This window comes from Streptomyces sp. NPDC002795 (genome assembly GCF_042888725.1).
Taxonomy (GTDB): Bacteria; Actinomycetota; Actinomycetes; order Streptomycetales; family Streptomycetaceae; genus Streptomyces.
The window spans coordinates 436,472-460,842 of the sequence record NZ_JBIAQB010000008.1; the positions used below are offsets into that span (position 1 = coordinate 436,472).

Here is a 24,371-nt window from a genome sequence, read left to right on the forward strand (position 1 = left end):
CGGGCCCTGAAAGCAATACCCACGATGCATCCCCCGTTCATGCGTACGGCGGGCATCCTGCCGGATAACCGGATGCAGGGCCAGGCCACAAAGGTGACACATCGGCCAACCTCGCCTCGCCACACCAAGGTTGGCCGAATCGCGATCATCTAACGGAAATCGGAACTTGAAGCGCCCTGCTGATATCAGCGGTGACTGTGCGTCATAGCGGGAGCTGGGGTACGCGTGCGGGCGTCGAAACGCCCCCAGGGCCTGTCTTCGGCGTCGTCGCTCTGGGCCCGTGACTGAAGGGGTTGTTCCATGAGCCGCCAGCTTCTCGGCAGGACGGCATTCCGAAACGATCAGTAAGTGTCAACGGCTGCACTCCAACTCCCTGCCGGGCTCGACCAGGACGTGGTCACCTGCGAGGTGAAATGGAGATGGGTGTAGCTCTCTTCCGGGGACGGCCCCGAGGTCTGAGCTGGGAGATCGTGGTTGTGGGTGATGGCGGCGTGGTCGGGTCTCTACCGTGTGGGTGGAGGAGGCGACGCTGATGGGGTCGTTGATCGGGGAGTTGGAGGCACGGAAGGCGGCGGCCCGGGCCCGGGTGCGGTCGCCGCCGTCCTCGACGAGTGACGGAACCGCCGGGGCCGCACCGTGCCGGGGGCCGAGCGGGGCGGGCCGCCCACCGACTAGCATCGCCGAGTTCGTGCCACCCACCGGCCCGGGTATCTCGGCGCGGCGTACAGGGGAGCTGACACGGCATGAGAACGAAGAGCGCAGCGGCGTGGGCGGTAGCGGTGCTGATGCTCGGCGCAGCCGTCGGCGGCTGCGCCGAGCAATCGGACAAGGGACCGTCCGGCAGCAGCGCGAAGCACACGAAGTCCCACCGCGAACCCGAGGACAAGCCTGATTCACGGGTCGTCGAGGACGACGACGACCACACCGTCCTCGAACTGTCCGACGGCCGGCAGGTGTCGCTCCGCTTCACTCGCCGCGGCCTGGAGGCACAGCATCGCGACGCCTCTGACGACGCCTGGTCCGCCCGGAAGACGGTCTATGAGACCGGCACCAGACCGTGCGGCGGCATCAGGGCAAAGGCGTACCGGGACACCGTGTGGCTCGCGGCCGGCTTCGGCGCGTACTGCAGGGACGGCGAAGAACCGCAGGAAGTGATCGCGGCCGTCGCCACCGGGGACCTCTCCTCCTGGACCACCGACCCGACCAAAAACACCATCGTCTGGCCGAAGGCCCGCATCCGCGACGGTGGCGCCCGAGTGGACTTCGTCGCTCCCAGCTGGGTGAGAACCGCCACGCTGACCTGGCGCAAAGGCTCCGGATTCGCCAAGGTGGCCATGAAGTACAAGCCCATCCACCCCTGGTTCGTGGGCCGGTGGCGAGCCACGGACGGCAGCCAGCAGCTGACCATCCACCAGGTCGAGCCGGGCAGATGGGCACGCGCGGTCATCGAGTCGCGCACCGGCCCGCGATGCAAGGGCAGCGCCATTGTCACCGGCATCGACCAGCACGACCTGTCCATGAGCAACTTCAAGGTCGATCAGGGCACCAGGACCGTCAACTGCCCGCCGAAGGAGACCGAGTACTCCTTCGACGTGAAGTCCTCGGACGGCCCGCTGCGCCTACGCAAGATCGGCAACCACCCGAAGACCGTCCTTACCTATGAGCGGGCCGGCTGACGTACGACTGCGCAGGAGGGGCGGCGGGCGAGTCGGACGGACGCCGGAAGAGCCCTGCGGGCGATGCCCCTCACCGGTATCCGGTTGCGTCCGCCAACTTGCCGGCGCCGTCGACCTCGACCAGATAGCGCCAGCAGTCGGGGCGTGAGCCGTCCAGACGGGCCGTCAACCGGGCTAGCTCCGCTACGAGCGTCTCCACCCGGGCCCGGGCTGCCGCTCAGGGCGACCACGTGAGCGGCCAACTCCGCGCGGTCCTGGCGCCGAGCGGCGGCACGCAGCTCGCCGAGGCGGCCCAGCTTGGATGCGACGACGACAATCTGCAGAAGGCTCGGACGGTGAGTTGACTCCATGGCACGGCACGTCCTTCACGGCTTCCGAGTGTGTCAGGACCCTGTCCCGCTCGGAAATACGATTCCGGCTCTGGCCTACAGCTTCTCCACGCGAGGCAACAGCCTCAATGGCGCCTGGGATGATCCTTCGATGTCGCTGTCGATCGTCACCACGCTGGTCCGGATTCTGATCAAGGTGCCCGGCTGCCGTACTGCGCCGCCAGATTGCCCGCGAGTCCGCTACGAGCCCGCTGACCGGATCTGGCTGGCTGTCCTTTCCAGCTGGTCCCACGGGAGCACTGGCGTCAAGTCTTCACGGTCACCCCCTCCACGCTGCTGCGCTGGCACCGCCAACGCATCGCCAGGAAATGGACACTCCCCCGACACCACCGACCCAGCAGGCCCTCCACCCCATCCGCCGTCAAGCAGCTCACCCTGCGCCTGACCCGAGAGAACAACAGCTGGGCCACCGCCGGATACAGGGCGAATCACCCGCCTCTGCTACCTGATCGCCCGGTCCACAGTCTGGGAGATCCTCCACTCAGTCGGCATCGTGACCCTCGGCCAGGCCGACATCGGCCTCGGGACCGACACCGGCGGCTCGATCCGCATTCCCTCCTCCTACCAGGGCCTGTACGGAATCCGCCCGACTCACCGCGCGATGTCCAGCGAGGGACTGCTCCCGCTCGAACCGTCCTTCGACACGGTCGGCTGGATCGCCCGCGTCGCCGGCACCCTGCGCGCCGCCGGACACGCCCTGCTGCCCCGGGCCGCCCGGCCCCGCGCCGTCCGGCGTCGTGCTCAGCGAGGAGATCGTCGACGTGGCGTCGCCGGAGGTCGCCGCCTCCGTGCGGCGGGCGGTGGACGGGTGGCGCGGCGCGCATCTCCCGCACGTGCGGACCGTACGATTCGACGCCGGCGTGCCGCCCGGCTGGGTCCGCGCCTTCCAGACCAAGCAGGGCGTGGAGACCTGGCGGCAGTGGGACCCCTGGGGCACGCAGCACTGGGACGCCGTCTACCCGGATGTCCGTTCCCGCTTCGAGACCGCGTCGGCGTACACACAAAGCGACCTCGCCGCGGCCGAAGCGGTCCTGCGCGAGGCGCGCTCCCGCGTGGACGACCTGCTCGGCGACCGCATCCTGCTGCTGCCCTCCGCACCCTCGGTCGCCCCGACCTGCGAGGAGACCGCGATCGGCGGCCCGGTCATCGAACAGGCCAGGGCCCAGACCTTCCAACTCACCTGCCTGGCCGGTCTCACCGGCCGCCCCGCCATCGGCGTCCCCGTGCTCAGCCGCACCGCGCCGGTGGGGCTCTGCCTGGTGGGGCCGCAGGGCAGCGACCGGCATCTGCTGGATCTCGCGGTGCGGGTGGCGCGGGAAGGCGAGAGGTCGTGGGCGGGGTGGTCGCGCGGCTGACCTCCACGAAGGCGTGACGCGGACGGGCACCACGGACGACGATCGGCACTCCCTATAATTTGAGCCCGAACGTATGGCTGCCCGGACCGCGCGGCGGCATCGAAGGAGTGTGCTCGTGCCCGGCGAACGATCCATCAGCGCGGCCGAGAAGCTGGTCGAGGCGAAGCTCGGCGGGCTGCCGATCCGGCACGAGCAGATGGCCGTGGTGGCCAATATCCACCGCGCCGCCGCGGCCGTGCGCCAGCACCTGGAGAACTCGGTGCTGCGCGAGTCCGAACTGACCTGGACCGCCTTCGTGGTGCTGTGGGTGGTCTGGGTGTGGGGCGAGTCGGAGACCCGGCACGTGGCGGAGGAGGCCGGCATCTCCAAGGGCACGCTCACGGGTGTCGCCCGCACCCTGGAGTCCCGCGGGCTCGTGCGCCGGGCCGGCCATCCCGAGGACGGCCGACTCGTGCTGCTCAGCCTCACCGAAGAGGGCGAGGAGATGATGCAGCACCTCTTCCCCCGCTTCAACGACGAGGAGGCCTTCGTCGCCGGCCAACTCGACGACGCCGAGTGCCGCTCCGTCGCGGACGCGCTGCGCCGCGTGGTGCTGCAGGTGGAGCAGCACGGCGAGGAGCGCCGCCTCTCACTGCTCGACGGTGCGGAGCCCGCGCCGCGGCGCAGTGGGCGGCGTTCGAAGGGGTAGCCCCCCGCCGCCGGGAAGGGGGACGCCGGCGACGCTCACCCATCGGATGCCCGATGTGACGGCCGTGACGACCCAGCCAGCCCGCCGCCCGCGCGACCGCAAGGCTCAGATCCTGGCCGCCGCGATGGAGTGCTTGCAGCGTTCCGGGTACCGGACCACCGGGATGGAGGACATCGCCACGGCCGTCGGCCGTTCGGTCAGCGGGCTCTACCGGCACTCCCGGTGCACGCAGGAACTTCTCGGGCAGGCGCTGCTGAGCAGCAGTTACTGACTTCGTTGGCGTGTTGTCGTGGGGGCTGACAGATGGCGGCGATAGCCGTATGCCCGGTTTATGAGGTATCCGCAAGGTGGTGGCCTGACGGCCGAGCGGCGGGCATTTCGCGAGGGCATCCGTCTGCAGGCGACCGGGCTGTTCGCTACTGGGGTCGACAATGCTGACGTGGCCAAACGGCTGCGGGTCAGCGTCCGTTCGGTCCAGCGATGGCGCCGCGCCTGGGAAGAACACGGGGGCGCGTCCTTGCGCTCGGCGGATTCGGCGGCCCGGCCGAAGCTGACCGAGGCCCTGTTCGCCACCCTGGAGACTGGCAGGTGCATATCGCGGAGGGACTGCCGCCGGAGGTCGCCGACGAGACAACGCTGGACCTGTTCGGCCTCGTCACCGACCTGGCTGCGGGAACTGAGCGGATTCCCTGTGACGGACTGGAGGTCCGGATCGTTGAGCATCCGACGCATGCTCGGGGCCATGCGGCGTTGTTGATCGAGGAATGCGGGGTTCTCGTTGCCGTCGATACGCTGTCCGATCTGCCTATTCCGATGCTCGACGGCACCGCCGACGCGTTGGAGGACTACCTCGTCGGGCTGCGGCTGCTCGCGGACGTGGCGGACGGCTTCGATGGGCTCGTGCCCGGTCACGGGTCCGTCGCCCAGGGCGATGAGATCCGCGCACGGGTCGCCCCGGATCTGGGGTACATGCATGCCCTGCGAGACGGCCGTGCTCCCGATGACCCGCGGCTCGGGCCGTCGGCCAAGCCCGGCTGGGAGTGGGTGAGCGACATTCACGAAGGGCAGGCCCAGCGTCTCGCCGCAGGAGGCGAGGGCAACATGACGCCTGACTCGTGACGTGAGTCAGGGGTTCGGTGGCAGTAGGCGGCGGCCGGCTATGGGAGGCGCTCCGGCCCGTGGGACGCTGACGCCTCCTCCAGCGCCCCGAACACCCGCTGCTGCACCGGATCCTCAGTGGGCGGCGTTCCAAGTCCTGATCACACAACCGCCCGCGGCCTGCGAGACTGCCGGTCGTGGACTTGCGAACCCTTCTCCTCTAGTGCTGTGCGATAGCCGTCATCGTGCCCGGCACCCAGATACTGGCGGCCCCGCCGCATCGTCGCGCAGACCGTCGTTCCGGCCCTGGTCGGCGGGCTCGAGCGGGTGCCGGACGGGCCGTGGTGGCGGGTGCCGACCGCTTTGCTGGTGCAGTCGTCCGGCGGTTCCAGGTCGTCTTCAATCTGGCCGCGCTGTTCGTCGTCGCCCCGGTCGCGGAGCGTGCGTTCTGCCCTGCGCGCATGCTCGCCGTCTACGTGGTGACTGGTGTGGCGGCGCAGGCGGTGAGCGTGGCGGGCTGGGGCCCACGGGGCGGCGGTGACTCGGTCGCCAGCTGCGGTCGGGTCGGCGCGCTGGCCACGACGTACGCGCTGCGCGGCGCGCTGACCGCCGTGCGGCGCGTGGCCCCACTGGTCCCCGCGAGCGGCGTGGTCCTGTGCCTGCTCGCCAGCAACCACGGTGTGGGTGTCCTGACCGGCTGCGCGCTCGGCGCGGCCCTCACTTGGGCGGGGGCCCTCCGCCTCGCCGACCCGTCAGCGGCGCGCTGACGCCTCCACCAGCGCCCCGAACACCCGCTGCTGCACCGGATCCTCGTGGGCCGTGTCCTCGGGGTGCCACTGCACCGCCAGGAACAGGCCGTCGTGGGTGGGGAGTTCGAGGGCCTCGATGGTGCCGTCGGCGGCGCGGGCCGTGATGTGCAGGCCTTCTCCGGGGCGGTCCACGTGCTGGTGGTGGTAGCAGGAGGCCTCCACCTTGTCGGTGCGGGTGGCCCGGGCCAGGGCCGAGCCGGGGGTGAGGGCGACCGGGTGGCGGACGTGGCGGTGTTCCCTGTCGGGGCCGCCCATGTCCTGGTGGAGGGTGCCGCCGAGGGCCGTGTTGACCACTTGCAGGCCGCGACAGATGGCGAGGAGCGGGAGGCCGGACGCCAGCGCCTGGCGAGCCAACTCCAGGTCGAACGCGTCCTGTTCGTCGTCCACGTCGTAGACCGCCTCGTGTGCGTGCGTCGCTCCGTAGCGGTGCGGGGCGAGGTCGCCGCCGCCGGGGAGGAGCAGGCCGTCGAAGCGGGCGAGGCGGGAGGCGACCTCGGCGGGGTCGGCGGTGCCGCCGGGGGCGTGCGGGTGGAGGGTGGCGGGTTCGCCGCCCGCGCGCCACACGGCCTCGATGAGGGCGCGGGCGTTGACCTCGGCGGCGTAGCGCAGCGCGGAGGTCGTGGCCGAGAAGCGGGCCGGGATGGCGATCAACGGGCGTCGCACGTGCGGGAGTTCGCTCACAGTTGGATCCACGTGGTCTTGAGTTCCATGTACTTCTCCAGGGCGTGGGCCGACTTGTCGCGGCCGTTGCCGGACTGCTTCATCCCGCCGAAGGGGACGGTCAGGTCACCCTCCTCGTAGCAGTTGACCCAGACCGTGCCTGCCTTGAGGGCGCGGGAGACCTGGTGGGCTGTGGTGAGGTCGGAGGTCCACAGGCCTGCCGCCAGGCCGTACTCGGTGGCGTTGGCGAGGGTGATCGCCTCGTCGAGGTCGTCGAAGGTGAGGACCGACAGGACCGGGCCGAAGATCTCCTCGCGGGCCAGGCGGCTGTCGGGGGCGACCCGGTCGAGGACGGTGGGTTCCATGTGGATTCCGCCGGTCTCGGTGCGGGTGCGGGCCCCGCCGGTACGCAGCCGGGCGCCGTCCTCGACCCCGTCGTGTACGTGGTCGAGGACCCGGTCGAGGTGTCGTTCGCTCACCAGGGCGCCCATCTCGGTCACCGGGTCGAGCGGGTCGCCGACGCGCAGGGCGCGGGCGCGCTCCACGACGGCCTCCGTGACCCGTTCAGCGACGGAGGTGTGGACGAGCAGGCGGGAGGGCGCGGTGCACATCTCGCCCTGGTTGAAGAAGATGCCCCAGGCGGCGGTGGCGGCGGCCCGGTCCAGGTCGGGGGCGTCGGGCAGCACGATGTTGGGCGACTTGCCGCCGAGCTCCAGCCAGACCCGCTTGAGGTTGGAGTCGGCGGCGTAGTGCAGGAAGTGGCGGCCGACTGCGGTGGATCCGGTGAAGGCGAGGACGTCGACATCGGGATGCAGGCCGAGGGCCTTGCCCGCGACGGGGCCGTCGCCGTTCACCACGTTGAGGACGCCGGGCGGCAGTCCGGCCTCCAGGGCGAGGCGGCCGAGCAGCAGCGCGGACAGCGGCGAGTTCTCGGAGGGCTTGAGGACGACCGTGCAGCCGGCCGCGAGGGCGGGCGCGAGTTTCCAGCCGGCGAGGGTGAGCGGGAAGTTCCAGGGGACGACCGCGCCGACGACGCCGGCCGGCTCCCGCGTCACCAGCGCAAGCGCGTCGGGGGCGGTGTGCGGGGACTCGTCAGTGAGCTTGTCGGCCAACTGCCCGTACCAGCGGAAGGTGTTGATGACGGCGCGCAGTTCGATGTCATGGGCGTCGGAGATGGTCTTGCCCATCTCCAGGCTGACTGTGAGGGCCAGTTCGGCGCGATGCCCTTCGAGCAGGTCGGCGACGCGTGCCAGGATGCGGCCGCGTTCGGCGGGGGCCAGGCGCGGCCACGGGCCCTGGTCGAAGGCGCGGCGGGCCGCGGCGACCGCGGCGTTGACCTCGGCCTCGCCGCCGTCGGCGACCACGGCGAGGCGCTGCCCGTCGCGTGGTGACAGTGCCTCGAAGGTGGCACCGCCACCGGCTTCGTCGGCGCCGTCGACGAGGTGTGTTCCGTTCGGGGCGAGCTCCTTGGCGCGGCGCTGCCAGGTGTCGTACGTGGGCATGACGGCAGGGGTCATCGCGGGTGGTCCTCCAGACCACGGATGGTGCGAGAAGAGAGAAGGAAGCAGGGGTAGGGACGGGCGGTTCGGTGTCAGCGCCGCGCCAGGTCCGCCAGGAGTTCCCGCAGCCGGGTCAGTGCCTCTTCGGTGACCTCGCGCTCGCCGAAGACGAGCTGGTGCAGGACCAGACCTTCGAGGGCGGCGAAGACGAGCCGGTACGTGCCGCGGTCCACCGTCCCCGGCAGCATCCGGTCCAACTCCCGCCGGGTGGCCTCGAAGTACTCCTCGTACAGGCTGCGCAGCCCCGGGAGCAGTTCGGGCCTGCGGCGGGCCTCGAGCAGCAACTCGTACTGAAACGCCTGGAGTTCGGGGTCGGACTCGACCATGTCGACGAGGCTCGCGGAGAAGTCCGCCGGGTCTCCCGTGCCGACGTCGAGGGAGCTGCTGCCGAGCGAGGTGTGGATGGCGTGGCTGACCGCCTCCTCGATGAGCGCGTCGCGCGAACCGAAGTGGTGGACGACGAGCCCGTGGGTGACTCCGGCCTCCTGGGCGACGGCCCGGTAGGTGAGTCCCCGCAGCCCGCCCTTGGCCACCACGCGGACGGCGGCGTCGAGCAGGGCGGCGCGGCCGGTCCCGTAGTTCTTCACCCGCTTACGGGACCGGCTCTGCTCGCCGGGCGGCGGGGCGGAGTCGGACATGATCTCGAGCCTACCGGTCAGGGTGGCGGGCCCACCCGCCCGCACGTCGGCGCCCATGTCAGCGCTTCGGCGGCCTGATGCCGCGGAACTCCCAGTCGCCGCCGAGCGCGGTGGACAGGACCTCCTCGGACTCGGTGGGCTGGGCGCCGACGTCCGTGCGGACGGCGGTGGGGCCGGTCACGATGTGGTTGGTGAGCCGGCCGAGGCCCTCGACCTCGACCTCGACGACGTCGCCGGGCTTGACGGGGCGGGAGTTGGCGGGCGTACCGGACAGCAGGACGTCGCCGGGGTACAGGGTGATGGTGCGGGCGATGTCGGCGACGAGATAGTGCATGTCCCACTTCATCTCGTCGGTCGAGCCGTCCTGGACGACCTCGCCGTTGACGTAGGTGCGCAGGCGCTTGCCGTGGAAGTCCCAGTCGGTGGCCAGGCCCGGGCCGAGCGGGCACAGGGTGTCGGAGCCCTTGACGCGGAGCATGGAGCCGGCGTCGGTGTCCCGGAAGTCGTGCAGGCCGTAGTCGTTGGCGACGGTGTAGCCGGCGATGTACTCCCCCGCGTCTTCCGGGGCGATGTTGCGCGCGGTCTTCCCGATGACGATGGCGACCTCGCCCTCGTAGTTGAGCCACTTGCAGCCGTCGGGGCGGACGACGGCGCCCTTGTGGCTGTTCAGCGCGGAGGTCGGCTTGTGGAAGTAGGTGGGTGTGTCGGGCAGGCCGATCTGGAACTCGTCGACGCGGCTGCGGTGGTTGAGGTGCACGGCGATCACCTTGGAGGGGATCACCGGGGGCAGGTGCTGGGCCTCGTCCGTCTTGACGCGGCGGCCGTCGCCCGCGACCAGCTCGTCGCCGTCGACGGTGACCTGGACGGCGGCGCCGTCGAGGAGGATACGGCGGTACTCAGGCATGTGCGGTGTTCTCCTGTACGCGGGTGGGGGCGGGGGACGTCCAGCCGTCGGCGGGGCGGTCGAACCAGAGGTGGACCTGTCCGGTGCCGACGGAGTTCTCGTACGCGCCGTACTGGCGGGCCGGGGCGGTGCAGGCCCGCTCGCCGAGGGCGCCGGCCATCATCAGGTAGTGGAAGAACTTGGCTTCCGGCTTGAACTTGTAGAACTCGTCCATGGTGTCGAGGACGCGGTCGTGGCGGCCCTCCTTGAACCAGGCGATGCGCTCCTCGTCGGCCGCGCGGGCCTCCGGGGTGAAGATGTGCGAGGGGTCGCTGGATTCGTGGTCGCGCAGTTCGCGCAGCGGCCAGAAGGTGTGCGAGAGGGCGCCGGAGGCGATGAGCAGGACGCGGCGGCCGGGGGTGGCGGCGATGCCGTCGGCGAGCGCGCGGCCGAGCCGCAGATGGTCCTCCACGTCACCGGTCTGGCAGACCCCGATGGTGACCCACCGCTTGTCGGGCAGGCCCTCGCCGAGGAACTTCCACAGGTTGATGGTGGCGTAGTAGATCGGCAGGTACGGGTCGGCGATCGGGGTGATCCAGGTGCCGTACTTGTCGGCGAACTGGGCGATGTTCTCGGCGAGTTCGGGATCCCCGGGGAAGTCGTACGGCATGCGGCACATGCCGCGCGGCAGCTCCTCCGAGGTGAACAGGCCGGCGCGCTGGTCCTGCGCGGTGACGACGAACTCGACGGTGGTGGCCCAGTGGGAGTCGAGCACGACGACGGTGTCGTAGTCGTCGCGGTCGAAGACGTCCTTGCGGAGCTGGTGCAGGCCGGTGACGAGGGTGATCTCCTTGCCCTCGTTCAGCTCCAGGCGGTCGGCCTCCGGCAGCACGATGGTCGGGACGTGCGCGAGCAGGCCCGCGCCGACGATGTCACCCATGGTCCGCACCCTTCTGCTGCTGGAAGCCCTTCGGGGCGGTCACGGTGTTCTTGAGGTCGCAGTAGAAGTCGAAGCTCCACGTGCCGCCCTCGCGACCGACGCCCGACTGGCGGGAGCCGCCGAAGGGCGCCTGCAGGTCGCGTACGAAGAAGCAGTTGACCCAGACGGTGCCCGCGACGAGCTGTGCGGTGATGCGCTCGGCGCGCGCGTGGTCGCCGGTGGCGACGGTGGCGGCGAGGCCGAAGCGGGTGTCGTTGGCGAGGCGGACGGCCTCGTCCTCGTCCGCGAAGGTCTGGAGGGTGAGGACGGGTCCGAAGACCTCCTCCTGCACGATCTCGGAGTCCTGGGCGACGTCGGTGAGGAGCGTGGGGGCGTAGTAGTTGCCCTCGCCGCGCCGGCCCCCGATGACGGCGCGGGCGCCGGCGTCGAGCGCCCGCCGCACAAAGCCGTCGATCTTGTCGAGCTGGCGGGGGTGGATGTTGGGGCCGATGTCGGTGGCCTCGTCACGCGGGTCGCCCTGCTGCAACTGGGCCGCCTTGTCGACGAATCGACGAGTGAATTCGTCGGCGATCGTTTCGTCCACGAGGATACGGGTGGCGGCGAGGCAGACCTGCCCGGCGTTGTCGAACTGCTCGACGGCGAGGTCGACGGCCAGGTCGAGGTCGGCGTCGGCGAACACCAACAGCGGTGACTTGCCGCCGAGTTCGAGGCTGAGCGGGGTGAGGTTCGGGGCGGCCTGCGCGGCGATGTGCTGCGCGGTGGGCACCGAGCCGGTGAAGCTGACGCGGCGCACGTCGGGGTGGGAGGTGAGGGCGTCGCCGATCTCGGATCCGTAGCCCTGGACGATGTTCACCACACCCGGCGGCAGGCCCGCCTCCTCGGCGATGTCGGCGAACAGCGAGGCCGTGAGCGGGGTCCACTCGGCGGGCTTGAGGACGAGGGTGTTGCCGGCGGCGAGGGCCGGGGCGAGCTTCCAACTGGACAGCATCAGCGGAGCGTTCCACGGCGTGATCAGCACGCAGGGGCCCGCCGGGTCCCAGCTGACGTGGTTGGTGTGTCCGCGCGTGTCGAAGTCGTCGTGGCCGAGGTTTTCGGTCAGCCAGTCCGCGAAGAAGCGGAAGTTGTGCGCGACGCGCGGCATGACACCGCGGCGGTGGGAGCGAAGGAGCGCGCCGTTGTCGGTGGTCTCGACGATGGCGAGCTCTTCGATGCGCTTGTCGACGCCGTCGGCGAGGGCGTGCAGCAGCCGGGCGCGCTCGACGGGCGGCGTGGCGGCCCAGCCGGGGAAGGCGGCCTTGGCGGCGGCGACGGCGGCGTCGGCCTCGGTCTTCGTGCCGCGGGCGATCTCGCCGAGTACGGCGCCGTCGATGGGCGAGACATCGGTGAAGGTGTCGGGGGAGGCGACGCGTTCGCCGCCGATGTAGTGGCGGGTGTCGACGGGGACTCCGGCGACCGTGGTGGTGTGCGCTTGCGAGGTCATGGCGCTCGGGCTCCTGCTGGGTTGGGGGCGGGTGGGCAAAATCAGCCCCTGCGGCGTTTGAGCAGCGGGGTCCGGGGCGGAGCCCCGCGACGTGGGTACGACCGGCCGGCCGGGGACTACTCCGCCGCCGACGTCCCCGACTCCAGGAGCCGCCCTCCGTCCCACACGACCCCCACCTGCCGGTAGTACGCCGCGATCGGCTCACGGATCTCCAGGCGGGCCAACTCCTCCGTGGGCGCCTGGAAGAGCTCCAACTCGGCGTCACCGACCCACGGTTGACCGCCCTCGAAGGAGGCCGCCCCGGACTCGATCAGCTCGTCCAGCGCGAGCCCCTTACCCTTCTCGATGGAGGGCAGCCACCGGTGGTGCGCCATCGGGTGGCCGTTGACGAACCCGTTGGTCTCGGACGGTTCGCGCAGCGTCACGACGGCCTGCGCGAGGCGCCGGTCCGCCGCGGCGATCGTGGCGCCGAAGCGGGCCCCGGCCTCGATGCGCGGCGCGGGCCCGTACGGGTGCGGCCGCGTCTGGTGGATCGAGCCGAGCTTCTTCGGGTAGCCCTGGTGCAGGCCGCGGGCGATGGCGAAGTCCTTGTCGACCCAGATGTAGACGCAGCGGGTGTAGGTCTGCCCCTTGTACTTGCAGCGGACGACCGCGAAGGCCTCCTTGTACTGGGCGAGCACCGGGTCGAGCAGCTCGTGTCCGTCGGCCGAGCAGGACTGCCAGTCGGCCCAGATGAGGGCGACGGCGCCGGGGTCCTCGTCCGCCAGCTCCAGCGGTTCGGGCAGCAGTTCGCGCACACGGGACGGGTCGGTGCGGTACTCGATGGTGAGCAGGTCGCCGGAGTAGCGCCAGGGCGGTGAGGGGATCAGCGACGAGGCACCGGTCGCCGTCTTGGGGTGGAGGTATCCGCGGACGGTGGTCATGGCCAGGGTTCCTTACGCGATGAGGGCGGGCTGCTTGAGGAGTTCTGCGCGGTACCGGGCGGCGGCCGCCGCGGCCGCCTTGCCGCCGAGGGCGACGACGCCGACGAGCCGCCCGCCCTGGTGGTATCCGGCGAGTACGTCGCCGTCGGGGTCGCCGTCCAGGACGCGCACGTCGTCCTTGCCGAGGGCCGGGGCGCCGAAGGACTGGAGCCGGAAGTCGTGCTGGTCGCTCCAGAAGGTGGGCAGCGGAGCGAAGGGGTCCGCCGGGGCGTCGGCGCCGGTGAGATGCGCGGTGAGCACCTTGGCGGCGTGCTTGGCGGTGTCCGTGGGGATGGACCAGTGCTCGACGCGGCGGGGCACGGCGTCGTAGCGGGCGTTGGGGAAGCGGGCGACGTCGCCGACGGCGATGACGTCGGGGCGGCCGCCGGCGCGCAGGTGCTCGTCGGTCAGGACGCCGTCGGTGAGGTCGAGGCCGTTGCCTTCGAGCCACTCGGTGTTGGCGGCGGAGCCGACCGACTCCACGACGACGTCGGCGGGCAGGACGGTGCCGTCGCCGAGCACCACGCCGCTCACCCGGTCCTCGCCCGCGAAGCCGGTGACTCCGGCGCCGAGCGCGAAGCGCACCCCGCGTTCCTCGTGCCGCTTCAGCAGCGCCCGCGCGAGGAGTTCGCCGAGCGGCCCGACCATGGGCAGCGACAGCGGGTCGACGACGGTGACCTCGGCGGCGCCGAGCTGGAGCGCCGTCGCCGCGACCTCGCAACCGATGAACCCGGCGCCGACGACGACCACGCGAACACCCGGGCGGGTCAGGTCACTTCGCAGCGCCTGCGCGTCGTCGAGGGTGCGCACGGTGTGCCGACCGGCCTGCGGGCCCGGGCAGCGCAGGCGGCGCGGTCGCATGCCGGTGGCGACGACGAGGCCGCTGTACGTCAGGGCGGTGCCGTCGTCGAGGGCGACGGTGCGGCGGTCCAGGTCGGCGCGTACGACCTTGGTGCCCAGGCGCCAGTCGACGTCGGCCACGGCGGCCCGCGGCCGGAACGCCAGGGACTCGAACGGGGCCTTGCCGGCGAGGACTTCCTTGGACAGGGGCGGCCGGTTGTACGGCATGTGGGGCTCGTCGCCGACGAGGGTGACGGGGCCCTGCCACCCCGCGGCGCGCAGCTGCTCCGCGGCGCGCAGGCCGGCCATGGAGGCGCCGGCCACGACGACAGGCGCGTTCACCGTACTCACTGGCTCAGGCCTCGATCCGGATGGCCTGGAGCGGGCACACGTCGGCCGCTTCCTCGACGTCGTCGCGCAGCGCGTCGTCGGGGTCGGGGACGTAGGCGAGGCGCCCGGCGTCGTCGAAGCTGAAGACGTCCGGGGCGGCGAAGACGCACTGGCCGTGGTCCTGGCACTTGTTCATGTCGACGGCGACCTTCATGGCCGGTCCTCCTGATGCTGAGGGGGCGTCACCCCGGGTGCCGAGAGACGTCACCCGAGCTCGTTTGGCTTCAAACAACATAAGAAGCGACCGGAGCCTGGTCAATAGCTATCCGCCTGGATAAATTTCTTCGAGGCAACCCTTGCGGGAAGCGACCCGGCCTCCATACCGTTTGCAACCAAACGAGCGAACGGCCCGCCGCAGCAGCGCAGTTCGAGGCCGCCACTCCCCCTCCCTCCCACTCCCGCAGAGGAGAAACCGGTGAGCGCAGCACAATCCGACACGCCTCCCGTCCGCGACCACATGACCCGGCTCGCCTCCGAGGGCATCGACGTGGTCCGCGTGACCTATCCCGACCTCATCGGCACCGACCGGGCCCGGGACGTCCTCCTCGACCACCTGCCGGCGGCCTGCGAGCACGGCCTCGCGTTCTGCCGCGCCGTCTACCACACCAGCCCGCAGGGCGATGTCGTCGACGTGTCCGGCGGCCTGGACGCGGGCCTGCCCGACATCAGCGTCCGTCCCGACCTCGACACCCTGACCGCCCTGCCGTGGGAGCCGGGCGTCGCGGCCTGCCTCGGCGACGTCACCGACCCGGCGACCGGCCGGCCCGCGCCCGAGTCGCCGCGCGACCTGCTGCGCGCCGTCGTGGACCGGTGCGCGCAGCACGGCCTGCACCCGGTCGTCGGCCCCGAACTCGAATACTTCCTGTGCGAAGCGGCCCCCGACAGCCCGCAGGGCTGGCGGCGCTACAGCGAGGCGGACGGCGTCGTCTACACCGCGGGCCTGCGCGCGGACGGCGACAACCACCTGCTGCGCACCCTGCGCCTGCTGCGCGACCTGAAGATCGGCGTCAGCAACGGCAACCACGAATTCGACGGCGGCCAGTTCGAGATCAATCTGACCCACTCCGACGCCATGGACGCCGCCGACCGCTCCTTCCGGTTCAAGTCGGCCATCAAGGAACTGGCGCGCAGGGAAGGCCGGCTGGCGACCTTCATGGCCAAGCCGTTCAACGGCGTCGGCGGCTCCGGCTTCCACCTGCACATGTCCTGCACGGACGCCGAGGGCGGCAACATCTTCGACGACCCGGCCGCCCCGCACGGCCTGTCCACCACGGCGCGGCACGCGGTCGCGGGCATCCTCGCGCATGCCCCGGCGCTCACCGCTCTCGCCAACCCGACGATCAACTCCTACAAGCGGTTCGGGCCCGACACCCTCGCGCCGTGGCTGATCGACTGGGGCATGGACAACCGCAGCGCCATGGTCCGCATCCCGCCCGAGCGCGGCAGCGGCTCGCGCCTGGAGCTGCGGCTCGGCGACGCGAGCGCCAACCCGTACCTGCTGATCGCCGGCACCCTCGCGGCGGCCCTGCTCGGCGTGCTGGCCGCCGCGGAACCGCCCGCGCCGCTGGAGGGCTACGGCTACGACACCGCCAGGTCCGCCCTGCTGCCGTCGACGCTGCCCGCGGCCCTCGACGCGCTGGAGGCCGACTCCGCGCTCGCCGAGCTCCTCGGCAAGGACTTCACCGCTTCCTACCTCTCGTACAAGCGCGACGAGATCGCGCGCTTCCAACGGCACATCACCGACTGGGAGTTCACCGAGTACGCCTATCACCTGTGATGCCACGGAGGCCGCACATCATGACCATCACCCCCGACCGGATCGCCGGCGCCGCCACCGAGCCGCTGCCGCTCGCCGACGTGAACCTCGCCGACCTGGACAACTTCACGGACGGCAGCACACCGTGGCGGATGTTCCACACCCTGCGCCACGAGGACCCCGTCCACTGGCAGGAGGAGGAGGCCCCCAACTCCGGCTTCTGGGCCGTCACCCGGCACGCCGACATCGCCCGCGTGGACCGGGACGCCGAGACGTTCACCTCCACCAAGTTCACCAACCTCGAAGAGGTCGACGAGGACCAGATCAAGAAGCGCGCCTCGATCCTGGAGCTCGACGGGGTGCGCCACCGGGCGATGCGCAGCCTGCTGCAGCGCCAGTTCGGCGCGAAGGTCATCAACAGCTACACCGACTTCCTGCGCGGACTGACCGCGAAGACGCTGGACACCGCGCTCGCCAAGGGCAGCTTCGACTTCGTCAAGGAGGTCTCCGCCGACTTCCCCATCAACGTCCTCGCCCGCCTCCTCGACGTGCCGCCGGAGGACAACCAGCAGCTCATCGACTGGGGCAACCGGATCATCGGCAACACCGACCCGGACTACGCCGACGTCCTCCTGGAGAGCGCGGAGAGCGAGAAGTACCGCGACCTGCCCTTCCGCTCCCCCGCATCCCTCGAAGTCTTCGAGTACGGACGGGAGCTGGCACGCCAGCGGCGCGGCGGCGAGGGCACGGACCTGGTCTCCCGGCTCGTCAACCAGACCCCGCGCGACGGCGTCCCGCTCTCCGCCCAGGACTTCGACAACTACTTCCTGCTCCTGGTCGTGGCCGGCAACGAGACGACCCGGCACACCATCACCCACTCGATGCTGGCCCTGATCCAGCACCCCGAGCAGCTGGCCCGCCTCCAGGAGGACCCCTCCCTCATCCCCACCGCGGTGGAGGAGTTCCTGCGCTGGGCCTCGCCCGTCTACCACTTCCGCCGCACCGCGACCCGCGACGTCGAGCTCGGCGGGAAGCAGGTCAAGGAGGGCGACAAGGTGGTGATGTGGTACGCGTCCGGCAACCGCGACGAGGACGTGTTCACCAACCCGTACGACTTCGATGTCACGCGCGCCGACAACGACCACGTCACCTTCGGCAAGGGCAGCCCGCACCTGTGCCTGGGCAATCTGCTGGCCCGCACCGAGGTCCGGATCATGTTCGAGGAGCTGATCCCGCGCCTGTCCTCGATCCGACTGGCCGGCGACGTGCCGCGGGTGCGCTCCAACTTCGTCAACGGCATCAAGAAGCTGCCGGTGGAGGTCTCCCTTGTCTGACCTTGTTACGCGGACACGCCCACGCCTGACCCTCGTCCTGTCCGAGAACTGGACGATGACCGGCGGGCGTTGCGACCTGGACGCCCTGGTGCGCTGGGCGCGCGAGGCGGAGGACGCCGGGTTCGACGCGGTGATGCTCAGCGAGCACATCGTGCTGGGCCCGGACGCGGGGGCGAACGGTGTGATGCCGAACCCGCGCGAGTACGCGCTGCCCGGCAACCAGCCGCCGGACACCCCCTGGCCCAACTCGCTGGTCCTGCTCTCGGCGATCGCGGCGGTCACGGAACGCATCCGCCTGGCGGCGGCCGCCATCCTCGCCCCGCTGCGCCACCCGCTCCTGCTTGCCAAGGAGATGGCGACCCTCGACCTGCTCTCGCACGGCCGCCTGGTCGTGCTGCCGACGGTGAGCTGGAGCCGCGACGAGTACGCGGCGCTCCAGGTCCCGTTCGAGCACCGCGGCAAGCTCCTCGACGAGCACCTGGCGGCCTGGGCGGAACTGTGGAAGCCGGGCCCGACCACCTTCCACGGCGACCACTACCGCTTCGACGACGCCTACCTGGAGCCGAGCCCGTACCGGGAGGGCGGCCCCCAACTGTGGTTCGGCGGCTCGAAGTTGCACGACGCGCTGGTGCGTCGCCTCGTCCGCTACGGGCACGGCTTCAACCCGCTGGGCCGGCCGGCCCCCGGCGAGATGGAGAAGCTGGCGGCGGCGATGTCCGAAGCGGGCCGCGACGTCAGCGAGTTGGAGATGATCGGCGGCACCCGCGCGGTGTTCCCCTCCCCCCACGCGACCGCCGACCTGGACCAGGCGCTCGCCGCCGTGCCCGAGCAGTGGGCGGAGGGCTTCACCAACTTCTGCATCAAGCCGTCCCAGTTCACGGACGACCCGCAGGCCGTGGGGGCGTTCTGCCGGGATGTGGTGCGCAAGGTGGACCGGCTCGTCGGATGACTGCGGTCGTCGTGGCCCCGGTGCGCCGGGGCCACGACCGCGGTTCACACCGCCGGCCAGGTGTCCCGGTCGGGGCGGGCCAGGAAGAGCATCGCCACGGCGCCGACCAGAAGCAGCGCTCCGGTGAGGGCGAACGCCGCGTACAGGCCGGTGTTGCCGTCGGGCGCCGCGTCGACGAGGACGCCGACCAGCCACGGCCCGATGAGCGCGGACAGCTGGCCGAGCCCGAAGCCCGTGAGCAGCGCCGCCGATCGCTGCCGCACCGGCGCCACCTCCGCGATGGAGGCGAGGCCGAAGGGGATGAAGACGCCATAGAGCGGGAACCCGAGGACGACCACGCCGAGCGCGAGGGCCCCGTCGCCGAGCAGGGGCAGCGCCAGCATGCACACGGCGCTGCCGAGCAGCAGCAGCCCGCCGGGCAGCGAGCGGGCTTTACGCGCCGAACGCTTCTTGCGGTACGCGCGGTCGGCGAGGAAGCAGAAGGTCAGCGTGCAGCACAGGTCGGTGGTCCAGGCCGCGCCGTTGACGAAGCCCATCGCGGTGCCTTCCACGTGCAGCACCCGGCTGATCAGCGTCGGCAGCCAGTTGGTGACGACGGCCGCCGTCCACGACGCCCCGAACAGGCCGATCACACAGGCGATCCAGGTGCGCGAGCGGAACATGGCCCGGTAGTCCGGCTTCTCCCGCCGCTCCCCCGGCGCCGCCCCGTCCTCGGCCACCGAGAAGGGGCCCTCCCGGCCGACCGCGAGCCACACCACGGCCCAGCCGGCGGAGGCGACGGCCAGGACGGCGAACACGGTGCGCCAGCCGTGCTCGACCATCACCCAGGCGAGGACCGGGCTGGACACCGCGACGCCCAGGCTGGTGCCCGCCATCACGATGCCGCCGGGGAAGGCGCGCCGCTCCAGCGGGAACCAGCTGTAGGCGACGTCGCTGGCGAGCGCGGGCCCCGGGCCGAGCGCCGCGCCGAGCAGCACCCGGCAGGCCATGAGCCCGCCGAGGCCGAGCGGCAGCGTCATCGGCGCCTGCGTGACGACCCAGCCGATGACGCAGGCGACCAGCAGCCACCTGGTACGGACCCGGGATCCCAGGACACCCGCGGCGAGCGTGCCGGCGCCGAACAGGAAGTACGTGCTGCCGACGATGAGGCCGAACTCGGCGTTGGAGAGCCCGAGTTCACGGGTGAAGGGCTCCGCGACCAGGCCGAGGGAGGCCTTGTTCGCGAAGTTGAGGAACAGGAACAGCGTGACGAGCAGGGTCATCGCCCAGGCACGGGCGCGGGACGGCACGGCCGTGCGGCCGGGGCCGGGTTGGGATTCGGATTTCGGGGTGAGGACGGTCACGACGGACTCCACGGGGAGGGGCGGGAGGTGCGGTTCGGGTCATCCGGTGGCGCTCGGCACACGCCCACTGTCGTTCGCGGCGACGAGTTCGTGGGCGAGCCGTTCGGTCAGCTCGGCGCGCAGCGCGGGCGCCTTGCCGTCGTGCAGGTTGACGGTCTCGTCGGGGTCGTCGGCCAGGTCGTACAGCTCGCCGCCGGCGACGGTGTCGTACACGGTGAGCCGGGCCGACTCGGTGAGCAGGCTGCGCATCCGCAGCGGGCCCGGCAGACCCTCCAGGCCGAAGGGTTCGTCCTCCTCGATCAACAGCTGCTCGCGCAGCCGGAGTCCGGGGTCGTGGACCACGGGCAGCAGGCTCTGCCCCTGCATGCCGTGATGGCGCGGCAGACCCGCAAGGTCGAGCGCGGTCGCGGCGAGGTCGAGCGAGGAGACGAGCCCGGGCCGCTCGCCGCGCGGGGCGTCGGAGCCGGGCAGCGCCAGCGTCAGCGGAACGCGGACACACCCCTCGTAGTGCGTGAACTGCTTCAGCATCAGGCCGTGGTCGCCGAACATGTCGCCGTGGTCGCTGGTGAAGGCGACGGCAGTGTCATCGGCGAGGCCGAGCCCGTCGAGGGTGGCCAGCACGTCGCCGACGCTCTCGTCGAGCAGCGAGATCATGCCGAACTCGGCGGCCATCGCGTGCCGCAGCTGCTCCTCGGTGATCGCCCAGGTCACCGTCGAGTCGCGGTCGGGGGTGCCGCGGCGCTCCGCCATGGCGGCGAAGTGCGGCATGGCGCCCCCGGCGGCGTGCTCGAAGGTGTGCGGCAGCGGCATGTCGGCCGCCGCGTACCGCTCGAACCAGCGGCGCGGCGGGGTGAACGGGTGGTGCGGATCCGGATACGACACGAACAGCAGAAACGGCGCGTCGTCGCCACCCGCGCGGGCCGCGGCGAACTCCTTGAGCCGGGTCGTGGCGTGCTCGGTCACGAAGCGGGTCGGGTAGAGCTCCTCGGGCAGCGCGGAGGCGTACACCTGCTCCCACCCCTCGTACGTGGACGGGGAGTTGGCGCGGCCCCGGGCGCTGCGCGGGTCGACACCCCGGTCGGCGAGCCAGTGCGCGTAGTGGCCGCTCGCGAAGTCGGAGTGGCCCACGACCAGGTCGACGGAGTCGAAGCCGTAGTAGTCGTCCGGCAGGGTGACCCGTTCGGCGAGGTGTCGGTGGAGGTCCTCGTACGCGTACCAGTCGCGGTCACCGGTCCGCTCCAGCCAGCCGGCGCCGCGGAACCCGGCCGCCTCGAAGTCGGCGAGCTGGTGGTCCTCCCAGCCCCAGCCCATGTTCTGGAAGTGCAGCTTGCCGACGGCGGCCGTGCGCCAGCCGGCGTCCTTCAGCAGCCGCGGGAAGGTCTGTACATCACGGTGCAGCGGGATGCCGTTGTGCCGGGTGCCGTGGGCGGAGGGCATCCGGCCCGTCACGATCGAGGCACGGTTCGGCATGCAGACCGGGCAGGTGACGTACGCGCGGTCGAAGCGGGCCGAGCGGGCGGCGAGCGCGTCGAGGTGCGGGGTGTGGACGACGGGGTTCCCGCCGAAGCCGAGGTGGTCGGCGCGGAGTTGGTCGGCGACGAAGACGACCAGGTTGGGGCGGCGTGCGGGGGTGTCGGTGTGGTGCGGCATGCTGTGCATGGTCGTGGGGCGCAGGGTGCACGGCGTCCTCCGCGACGGGTGATGTGTGGGGTGAAATGCGAGTGAACAGGTTCGTGACGACGCAGGTGACACCGCCGCACCCGCCGGCGCTGTGCGTGCCGCGCCCCGGTGTCCACACCCGCCTCGAGGCGGCCCACGGCCCGGTGCTCCTCGTCACGGCACCGGCCGGGTACGGCAAGACGGTGGCGGTGGCCGAGTGGGCGCGCGCGGAGATGGCGCGAGGCCGGCGGGTGGCGTGGTGCGCGCTGGATCCGGCGGACCGGGAGCCGGAGGAGCTGTGGGCTCGGGTGGGGGCGGCGGCGACACCTTCCGGTTCCGCTGCGGAAGCTGCCTGCGCCGTACGGGAGTTGGTCGGGGTGGTCGACGTGCTGGCGGCGATGGGGGCGGAGGGGGCCGGGGGCGTAGAGGGCGACGACACACTGCTCGTCGTCGACGGGCTGTTGCCGACACACCCGACGGCCCTGCGCTGCGCGCTCGCCGCGCTCGCGCGGTGGCTGCCGCCGGGTGTGCGGCTCCTTGTCACCGTGCGCGGGGAGTTTCCCGAGCTGCCGGGCGGCGTGCTGACCGCGGGGGCCCGGGCGCGGGTGGACGCGGGGGTGTTGCGGCTGACCGAGGACGAGGCACACGCGGTCGCCGCCGCCGCGCATCCCACGTGCCCGCCGGGCGTGGTCCGTGCGCTGGCCGCGCGGGCCGCCGGCTGGGTGAGCGGGCTGCGGCTCGCCCTGGACGCGTGGGCGGACGGGACGCCGGTCGAGGACATCGGGGGTGCCTCGCCCGCGCTGCGGCACTATCTGCGCGAGGAGGTCGTCGACCGTCTCCCGGGGCCCGACCTGGATGTCCTCGCCCTGTGCGCGGCCGCGCCCCGCCTCGATCCGGTGGCCGCCGAGGAGTTGATCGGGCCGGAGGCGACGGGCTCGGCGCAGCGCCTCGCCGACGCGGGTGCGTTCCTCGGCGCCGACAACGCCGTCCACCCGCTGCTGCGGGAGGCGCTGCGCGCGGCGGGCCACGCGCTGCGTGCCACGTCCGACCCACGTCGTCTCGTGCCGCGGCTGTGCGCCCTGCTGGAGGCGGAGGGCGAGATCGCCGCGGCGGTCGACTGCGCCGTCGCGGCGGGCGCCACCGAGGACGCGGCCCGGCTCCTGGAACGGCACAGCGACTGGCTGTTGCGCACCGGCCGTGCGGAGCAGGCACACCGCTGGCTGCTCGCGCTCGGCGCCCGGCACGGCGGCCCCACCGGGCGGCACGAGCTCAGCCCCTTCCTGGCCAGCGAACTGGCCTGGAATATCGCGCTGCGGGGCGCCCCCGACGAGGCGGAGGCGTGGGGGGGGGGGCCGCCCCCCCCCCCCCCCCGCCGGGGGGGCCGGGGGGGGGGGGCCGGGCGGGGGGGGGGGGGGCCCCGCCGGGGCGGGCTGGGGGGGGGCCCGCACCACGCGCAAGCCGGGGGCCCCCCCGGGGGGCCCCGCCCACGCCCCCGCGGGGGCCACCGCACCGCGCCGCTATACGGGGGGGGGGGCGCCCCCCGCCGGGGGGGGGGGGGGGGGGGGCCCCCCCCCCCCCCCCCCCGCCGCTCCTGGTGCGGATGCGGGCGACGGCCATCCGGGCGTTCGCCGCGCGCACCGTCGGCGACCTGGAGCGCTCCCTCGAACTCGCCGACGAGGCAGAGCGGTTGGCGGTGCTCGCGGGCGACGCGGGGCACGCGGAGGACGCCGTGGGCGAGCGCATCTCGCTGGGGGTGCAGCGCACCGTCGCACTGACGTTGCTGGGGCGCGCCGAGGAGGCCGAGGACGCGGCCCGTGAGGCGCTGGGCCTGCTGCCGGAGTCGGACCACCCGGCGGGTGCGATCCGGCTGCACGGCCTGCGGGCCCAACTGGCCGCCCGAGCAGGCCGGTTGCGGGAGGCCGAGGCGGACTACGAGACCGGGGAGCGGCTCGCGGACCGGCACGGCCTCACGGACTTCGCGGGCCGCGCCGAACTCCTCCTCGCGCGCGGCCTCGTGCACCACGAGCGGGACGAGGCGGACCAGGCGGAGGCCGCCCTGCGCGGCGCGCTGCGGCTGTGCCACGGCGCGGCCTGGCCGCAGACACTGGCCCGGATCTCCCTCGACCTCGCGCTGCTGCTACACGGACAGGGCCGGACCCAGGAGGCGGAGCGGCACTTCGAGACCGCGGCCCGCGCCAACCCGCACCGCTCCCACGACCCGGTGCTCGCCCGCGCGGTGGACGCCGCACGCACCCTCGCGCTCCTGCGTACCGGCGACCCCTCGGCGGCGCACCCCTGGTACACGGAGGCCGACACCTCCCCCGCCGAGCCGTCGGCCTGGGGCGAGGAGACCGTCCTCGCCGGGTACGCGGCGGCAGACGACCGGCAGCCGCTGCACGCCGGCGCAGATCCCGACCCGCACCGCTCCCCCCGCCCCGCTGTCCAGGCCCTCCTCGCGCAGGCCCGCACCGCCGCCGCGCGGGCCGTCGACGCCGCGCCCGCACTACGCCGGGCCGCAGCCCTCGCCGCGCGGCACGGCCTGCTCCGGTCGGTCCTGGACGACGTACAGGATCTGCACCCGCAGCTGTCCGAGGCGGCCGAGCGCTATGCCCGCACCCCGGAAGGCGAGTACCTGCACCGCCTGCTGCGGTCGGCGCTCGCCGAGCGGGACAGGCAGGCATGCGGGAACGCGCCTGCGTCACTGCGCCTGTTGACCACGCAGGAGCGCGCCGTGGGGGCACTCCTCACACAGGGGGCGTCGAACGAACGCATCGCCGCGAGCCTGTTCGTGTCGGTGAACACCGTGAAGACGCATCTGCGGCACATCTACCGGAAGCTCGGCGTGACCTGCCGCGCCGAAGCCGTCGAACGCCTCGCCCACCTGGGGTGAGCCCAGACATCACCCTCGCCGGATGACGTCCGCCGGCGCGGCCGCTGCGAGGGTGCGGAGCACTCGTCCCGAC

General features: G+C 72.2%; 21 protein-coding genes and 3 pseudogenes. 12 read left to right on the plus strand and 12 right to left on the minus strand.

Features of this window, described 5'->3' with window-relative positions:
• Positions 1-743: 743 nt before the first annotated feature.
• On the plus strand, positions 744-1,676 hold the full coding sequence (locus ACFYWS_RS25815) for a hypothetical protein (RefSeq protein ID WP_389280476.1): 933 nt from the start codon (positions 744-746) through the stop codon (positions 1,674-1,676).
• 70 nt (positions 1,677-1,746) lie between these two features.
• Here ACFYWS_RS25815 and ACFYWS_RS25820 read toward each other — a convergent pair.
• Positions 1,747-1,833, minus strand: a pseudogene (locus ACFYWS_RS25820) (dehydrogenase); the annotation flags it as partial.
• A gap of 725 nt (positions 1,834-2,558) precedes the next feature.
• Here ACFYWS_RS25820 and ACFYWS_RS25825 point away from each other — a divergent pair.
• The 7 genes and pseudogenes from ACFYWS_RS25825 to ACFYWS_RS25855 form a co-directional block, all read left to right on the plus strand.
• Positions 2,559-2,693: pseudogene (locus tag ACFYWS_RS25825) on the plus strand (amidase family protein); the annotation flags it as partial.
• A gap of 133 nt (positions 2,694-2,826) precedes the next feature.
• Positions 2,827-3,420, plus strand: a complete 594-nt coding sequence (locus ACFYWS_RS25830) for a hypothetical protein (protein ID WP_389280477.1) — start codon at positions 2,827-2,829, stop codon at positions 3,418-3,420.
• Positions 3,421-3,535: 115 nt separating this feature from the next.
• Positions 3,536-4,108, plus strand: coding sequence for a MarR family winged helix-turn-helix transcriptional regulator (locus ACFYWS_RS25835; RefSeq protein ID WP_389280478.1), 573 nt, complete (start codon positions 3,536-3,538; stop codon positions 4,106-4,108).
• Positions 4,109-4,172: 64 nt separating this feature from the next.
• A complete protein-coding gene (locus ACFYWS_RS25840) occupies positions 4,173-4,379 on the plus strand; it encodes a TetR/AcrR family transcriptional regulator (protein WP_389280479.1) in 207 nt (68 codons plus the stop codon).
• Positions 4,380-4,439: 60 nt separating this feature from the next.
• Positions 4,440-4,655, plus strand: a pseudogene (locus ACFYWS_RS25845) (helix-turn-helix domain-containing protein); the annotation flags it as partial.
• A gap of 41 nt (positions 4,656-4,696) precedes the next feature.
• Positions 4,697-5,227, plus strand: a complete 531-nt coding sequence (locus tag ACFYWS_RS25850; RefSeq protein ID WP_389280561.1) for a hypothetical protein — start codon at positions 4,697-4,699, stop codon at positions 5,225-5,227.
• A 323-nt stretch (positions 5,228-5,550) separates the two neighbouring features.
• On the plus strand, positions 5,551-5,973 hold the full coding sequence (locus tag ACFYWS_RS25855; protein WP_389280480.1) for a hypothetical protein: 423 nt from the start codon (positions 5,551-5,553) through the stop codon (positions 5,971-5,973).
• Here the strand turns inward: ACFYWS_RS25855 and ACFYWS_RS25860 are convergent.
• The 9 genes from ACFYWS_RS25860 to ACFYWS_RS25900 form a co-directional block, all read right to left on the minus strand.
• Positions 5,959-6,678 carry a gamma-glutamyl-gamma-aminobutyrate hydrolase family protein gene (locus tag ACFYWS_RS25860; RefSeq protein ID WP_389280557.1) on the minus strand — a complete coding sequence of 240 codons (720 nt, stop codon included), beginning with the start codon at positions 6,676-6,678 and terminating at the stop codon, positions 5,959-5,961. The genes ACFYWS_RS25855 and ACFYWS_RS25860 overlap by 15 nt on opposite strands.
• A 14-nt stretch (positions 6,679-6,692) precedes the next feature.
• Positions 6,693-8,192, minus strand: coding sequence for an aldehyde dehydrogenase (locus ACFYWS_RS25865; RefSeq protein ID WP_389280481.1), 1,500 nt, complete (start codon positions 8,190-8,192; stop codon positions 6,693-6,695).
• 74 nt (positions 8,193-8,266) lie between these two features.
• Positions 8,267-8,872 carry a TetR/AcrR family transcriptional regulator gene (locus ACFYWS_RS25870; RefSeq protein WP_389280482.1) on the minus strand — a complete coding sequence of 202 codons (606 nt, stop codon included), beginning with the start codon at positions 8,870-8,872 and terminating at the stop codon, positions 8,267-8,269.
• A gap of 58 nt (positions 8,873-8,930) precedes the next feature.
• Positions 8,931-9,776 carry a fumarylacetoacetate hydrolase family protein gene (locus tag ACFYWS_RS25875; protein ID WP_389280483.1) on the minus strand — a complete coding sequence of 282 codons (846 nt, stop codon included), beginning with the start codon at positions 9,774-9,776 and terminating at the stop codon, positions 8,931-8,933.
• Positions 9,769-10,695: a 3,4-dihydroxyphenylacetate 2,3-dioxygenase gene (locus ACFYWS_RS25880; protein WP_389280484.1), complete on the minus strand. Its 927-nt coding sequence runs from the start codon at positions 10,693-10,695 to the stop codon at positions 9,769-9,771. The genes ACFYWS_RS25875 and ACFYWS_RS25880 overlap by 8 nt, the downstream gene beginning before the upstream one ends.
• Positions 10,688-12,175, minus strand: a complete 1,488-nt coding sequence (locus ACFYWS_RS25885; RefSeq protein WP_389280485.1) for an aldehyde dehydrogenase — start codon at positions 12,173-12,175, stop codon at positions 10,688-10,690. The genes ACFYWS_RS25880 and ACFYWS_RS25885 overlap by 8 nt, the downstream gene beginning before the upstream one ends.
• A 116-nt stretch (positions 12,176-12,291) precedes the next feature.
• A complete protein-coding gene (locus ACFYWS_RS25890; RefSeq protein ID WP_389280486.1) occupies positions 12,292-13,098 on the minus strand; it encodes an acetoacetate decarboxylase family protein in 807 nt (268 codons plus the stop codon).
• 12 nt (positions 13,099-13,110) lie between these two features.
• Positions 13,111-14,319 carry an NAD(P)/FAD-dependent oxidoreductase gene (locus ACFYWS_RS25895; protein WP_389280487.1) on the minus strand — a complete coding sequence of 403 codons (1,209 nt, stop codon included), beginning with the start codon at positions 14,317-14,319 and terminating at the stop codon, positions 13,111-13,113.
• Positions 14,320-14,332: 13 nt separating this feature from the next.
• Complete coding sequence (locus ACFYWS_RS25900) at positions 14,333-14,521, minus strand: ferredoxin (RefSeq protein WP_389280488.1); 189 nt, start codon at positions 14,519-14,521, stop codon at positions 14,333-14,335.
• A 303-nt stretch (positions 14,522-14,824) separates the two neighbouring features.
• Between ACFYWS_RS25900 and ACFYWS_RS25905 the strand changes: the two genes are divergently transcribed.
• From ACFYWS_RS25905 to ACFYWS_RS25915, 3 genes are read left to right on the plus strand one after another with little or no spacing between them, the layout of a single operon-like run.
• A complete protein-coding gene (locus ACFYWS_RS25905) occupies positions 14,825-16,144 on the plus strand; it encodes a glutamine synthetase family protein (protein WP_389280558.1) in 1,320 nt (439 codons plus the stop codon).
• Between the two features lie 20 nt (positions 16,145-16,164).
• Positions 16,165-17,457, plus strand: coding sequence for a cytochrome P450 (locus tag ACFYWS_RS25910; RefSeq protein ID WP_389280489.1), 1,293 nt, complete (start codon positions 16,165-16,167; stop codon positions 17,455-17,457).
• Positions 17,450-18,406, plus strand: a complete 957-nt coding sequence (locus ACFYWS_RS25915; protein ID WP_389280490.1) for a TIGR03619 family F420-dependent LLM class oxidoreductase — start codon at positions 17,450-17,452, stop codon at positions 18,404-18,406. Before ACFYWS_RS25910 ends, ACFYWS_RS25915 begins: the two co-directional genes overlap by 8 nt.
• A 44-nt stretch (positions 18,407-18,450) precedes the next feature.
• Here ACFYWS_RS25915 and ACFYWS_RS25920 read toward each other — a convergent pair whose 3' ends face one another.
• Together ACFYWS_RS25920 and ACFYWS_RS25925 are read right to left on the minus strand one after the other, a co-directional pair.
• On the minus strand, positions 18,451-19,749 hold the full coding sequence (locus ACFYWS_RS25920; RefSeq protein ID WP_389280491.1) for an MFS transporter: 1,299 nt from the start codon (positions 19,747-19,749) through the stop codon (positions 18,451-18,453).
• 39 nt (positions 19,750-19,788) lie between these two features.
• Positions 19,789-21,399: a sulfatase gene (locus tag ACFYWS_RS25925; RefSeq protein WP_389280492.1), complete on the minus strand. Its 1,611-nt coding sequence runs from the start codon at positions 21,397-21,399 to the stop codon at positions 19,789-19,791.
• A 1,609-nt stretch (positions 21,400-23,008) separates the two neighbouring features.
• Between ACFYWS_RS25925 and ACFYWS_RS25930 the strand changes: the two genes are divergently transcribed.
• Complete coding sequence (locus ACFYWS_RS25930) at positions 23,009-24,298, plus strand: LuxR C-terminal-related transcriptional regulator (RefSeq protein ID WP_389280493.1); 1,290 nt, start codon at positions 23,009-23,011, stop codon at positions 24,296-24,298.
• Positions 24,299-24,371: the final 73 nt, after the last annotated feature.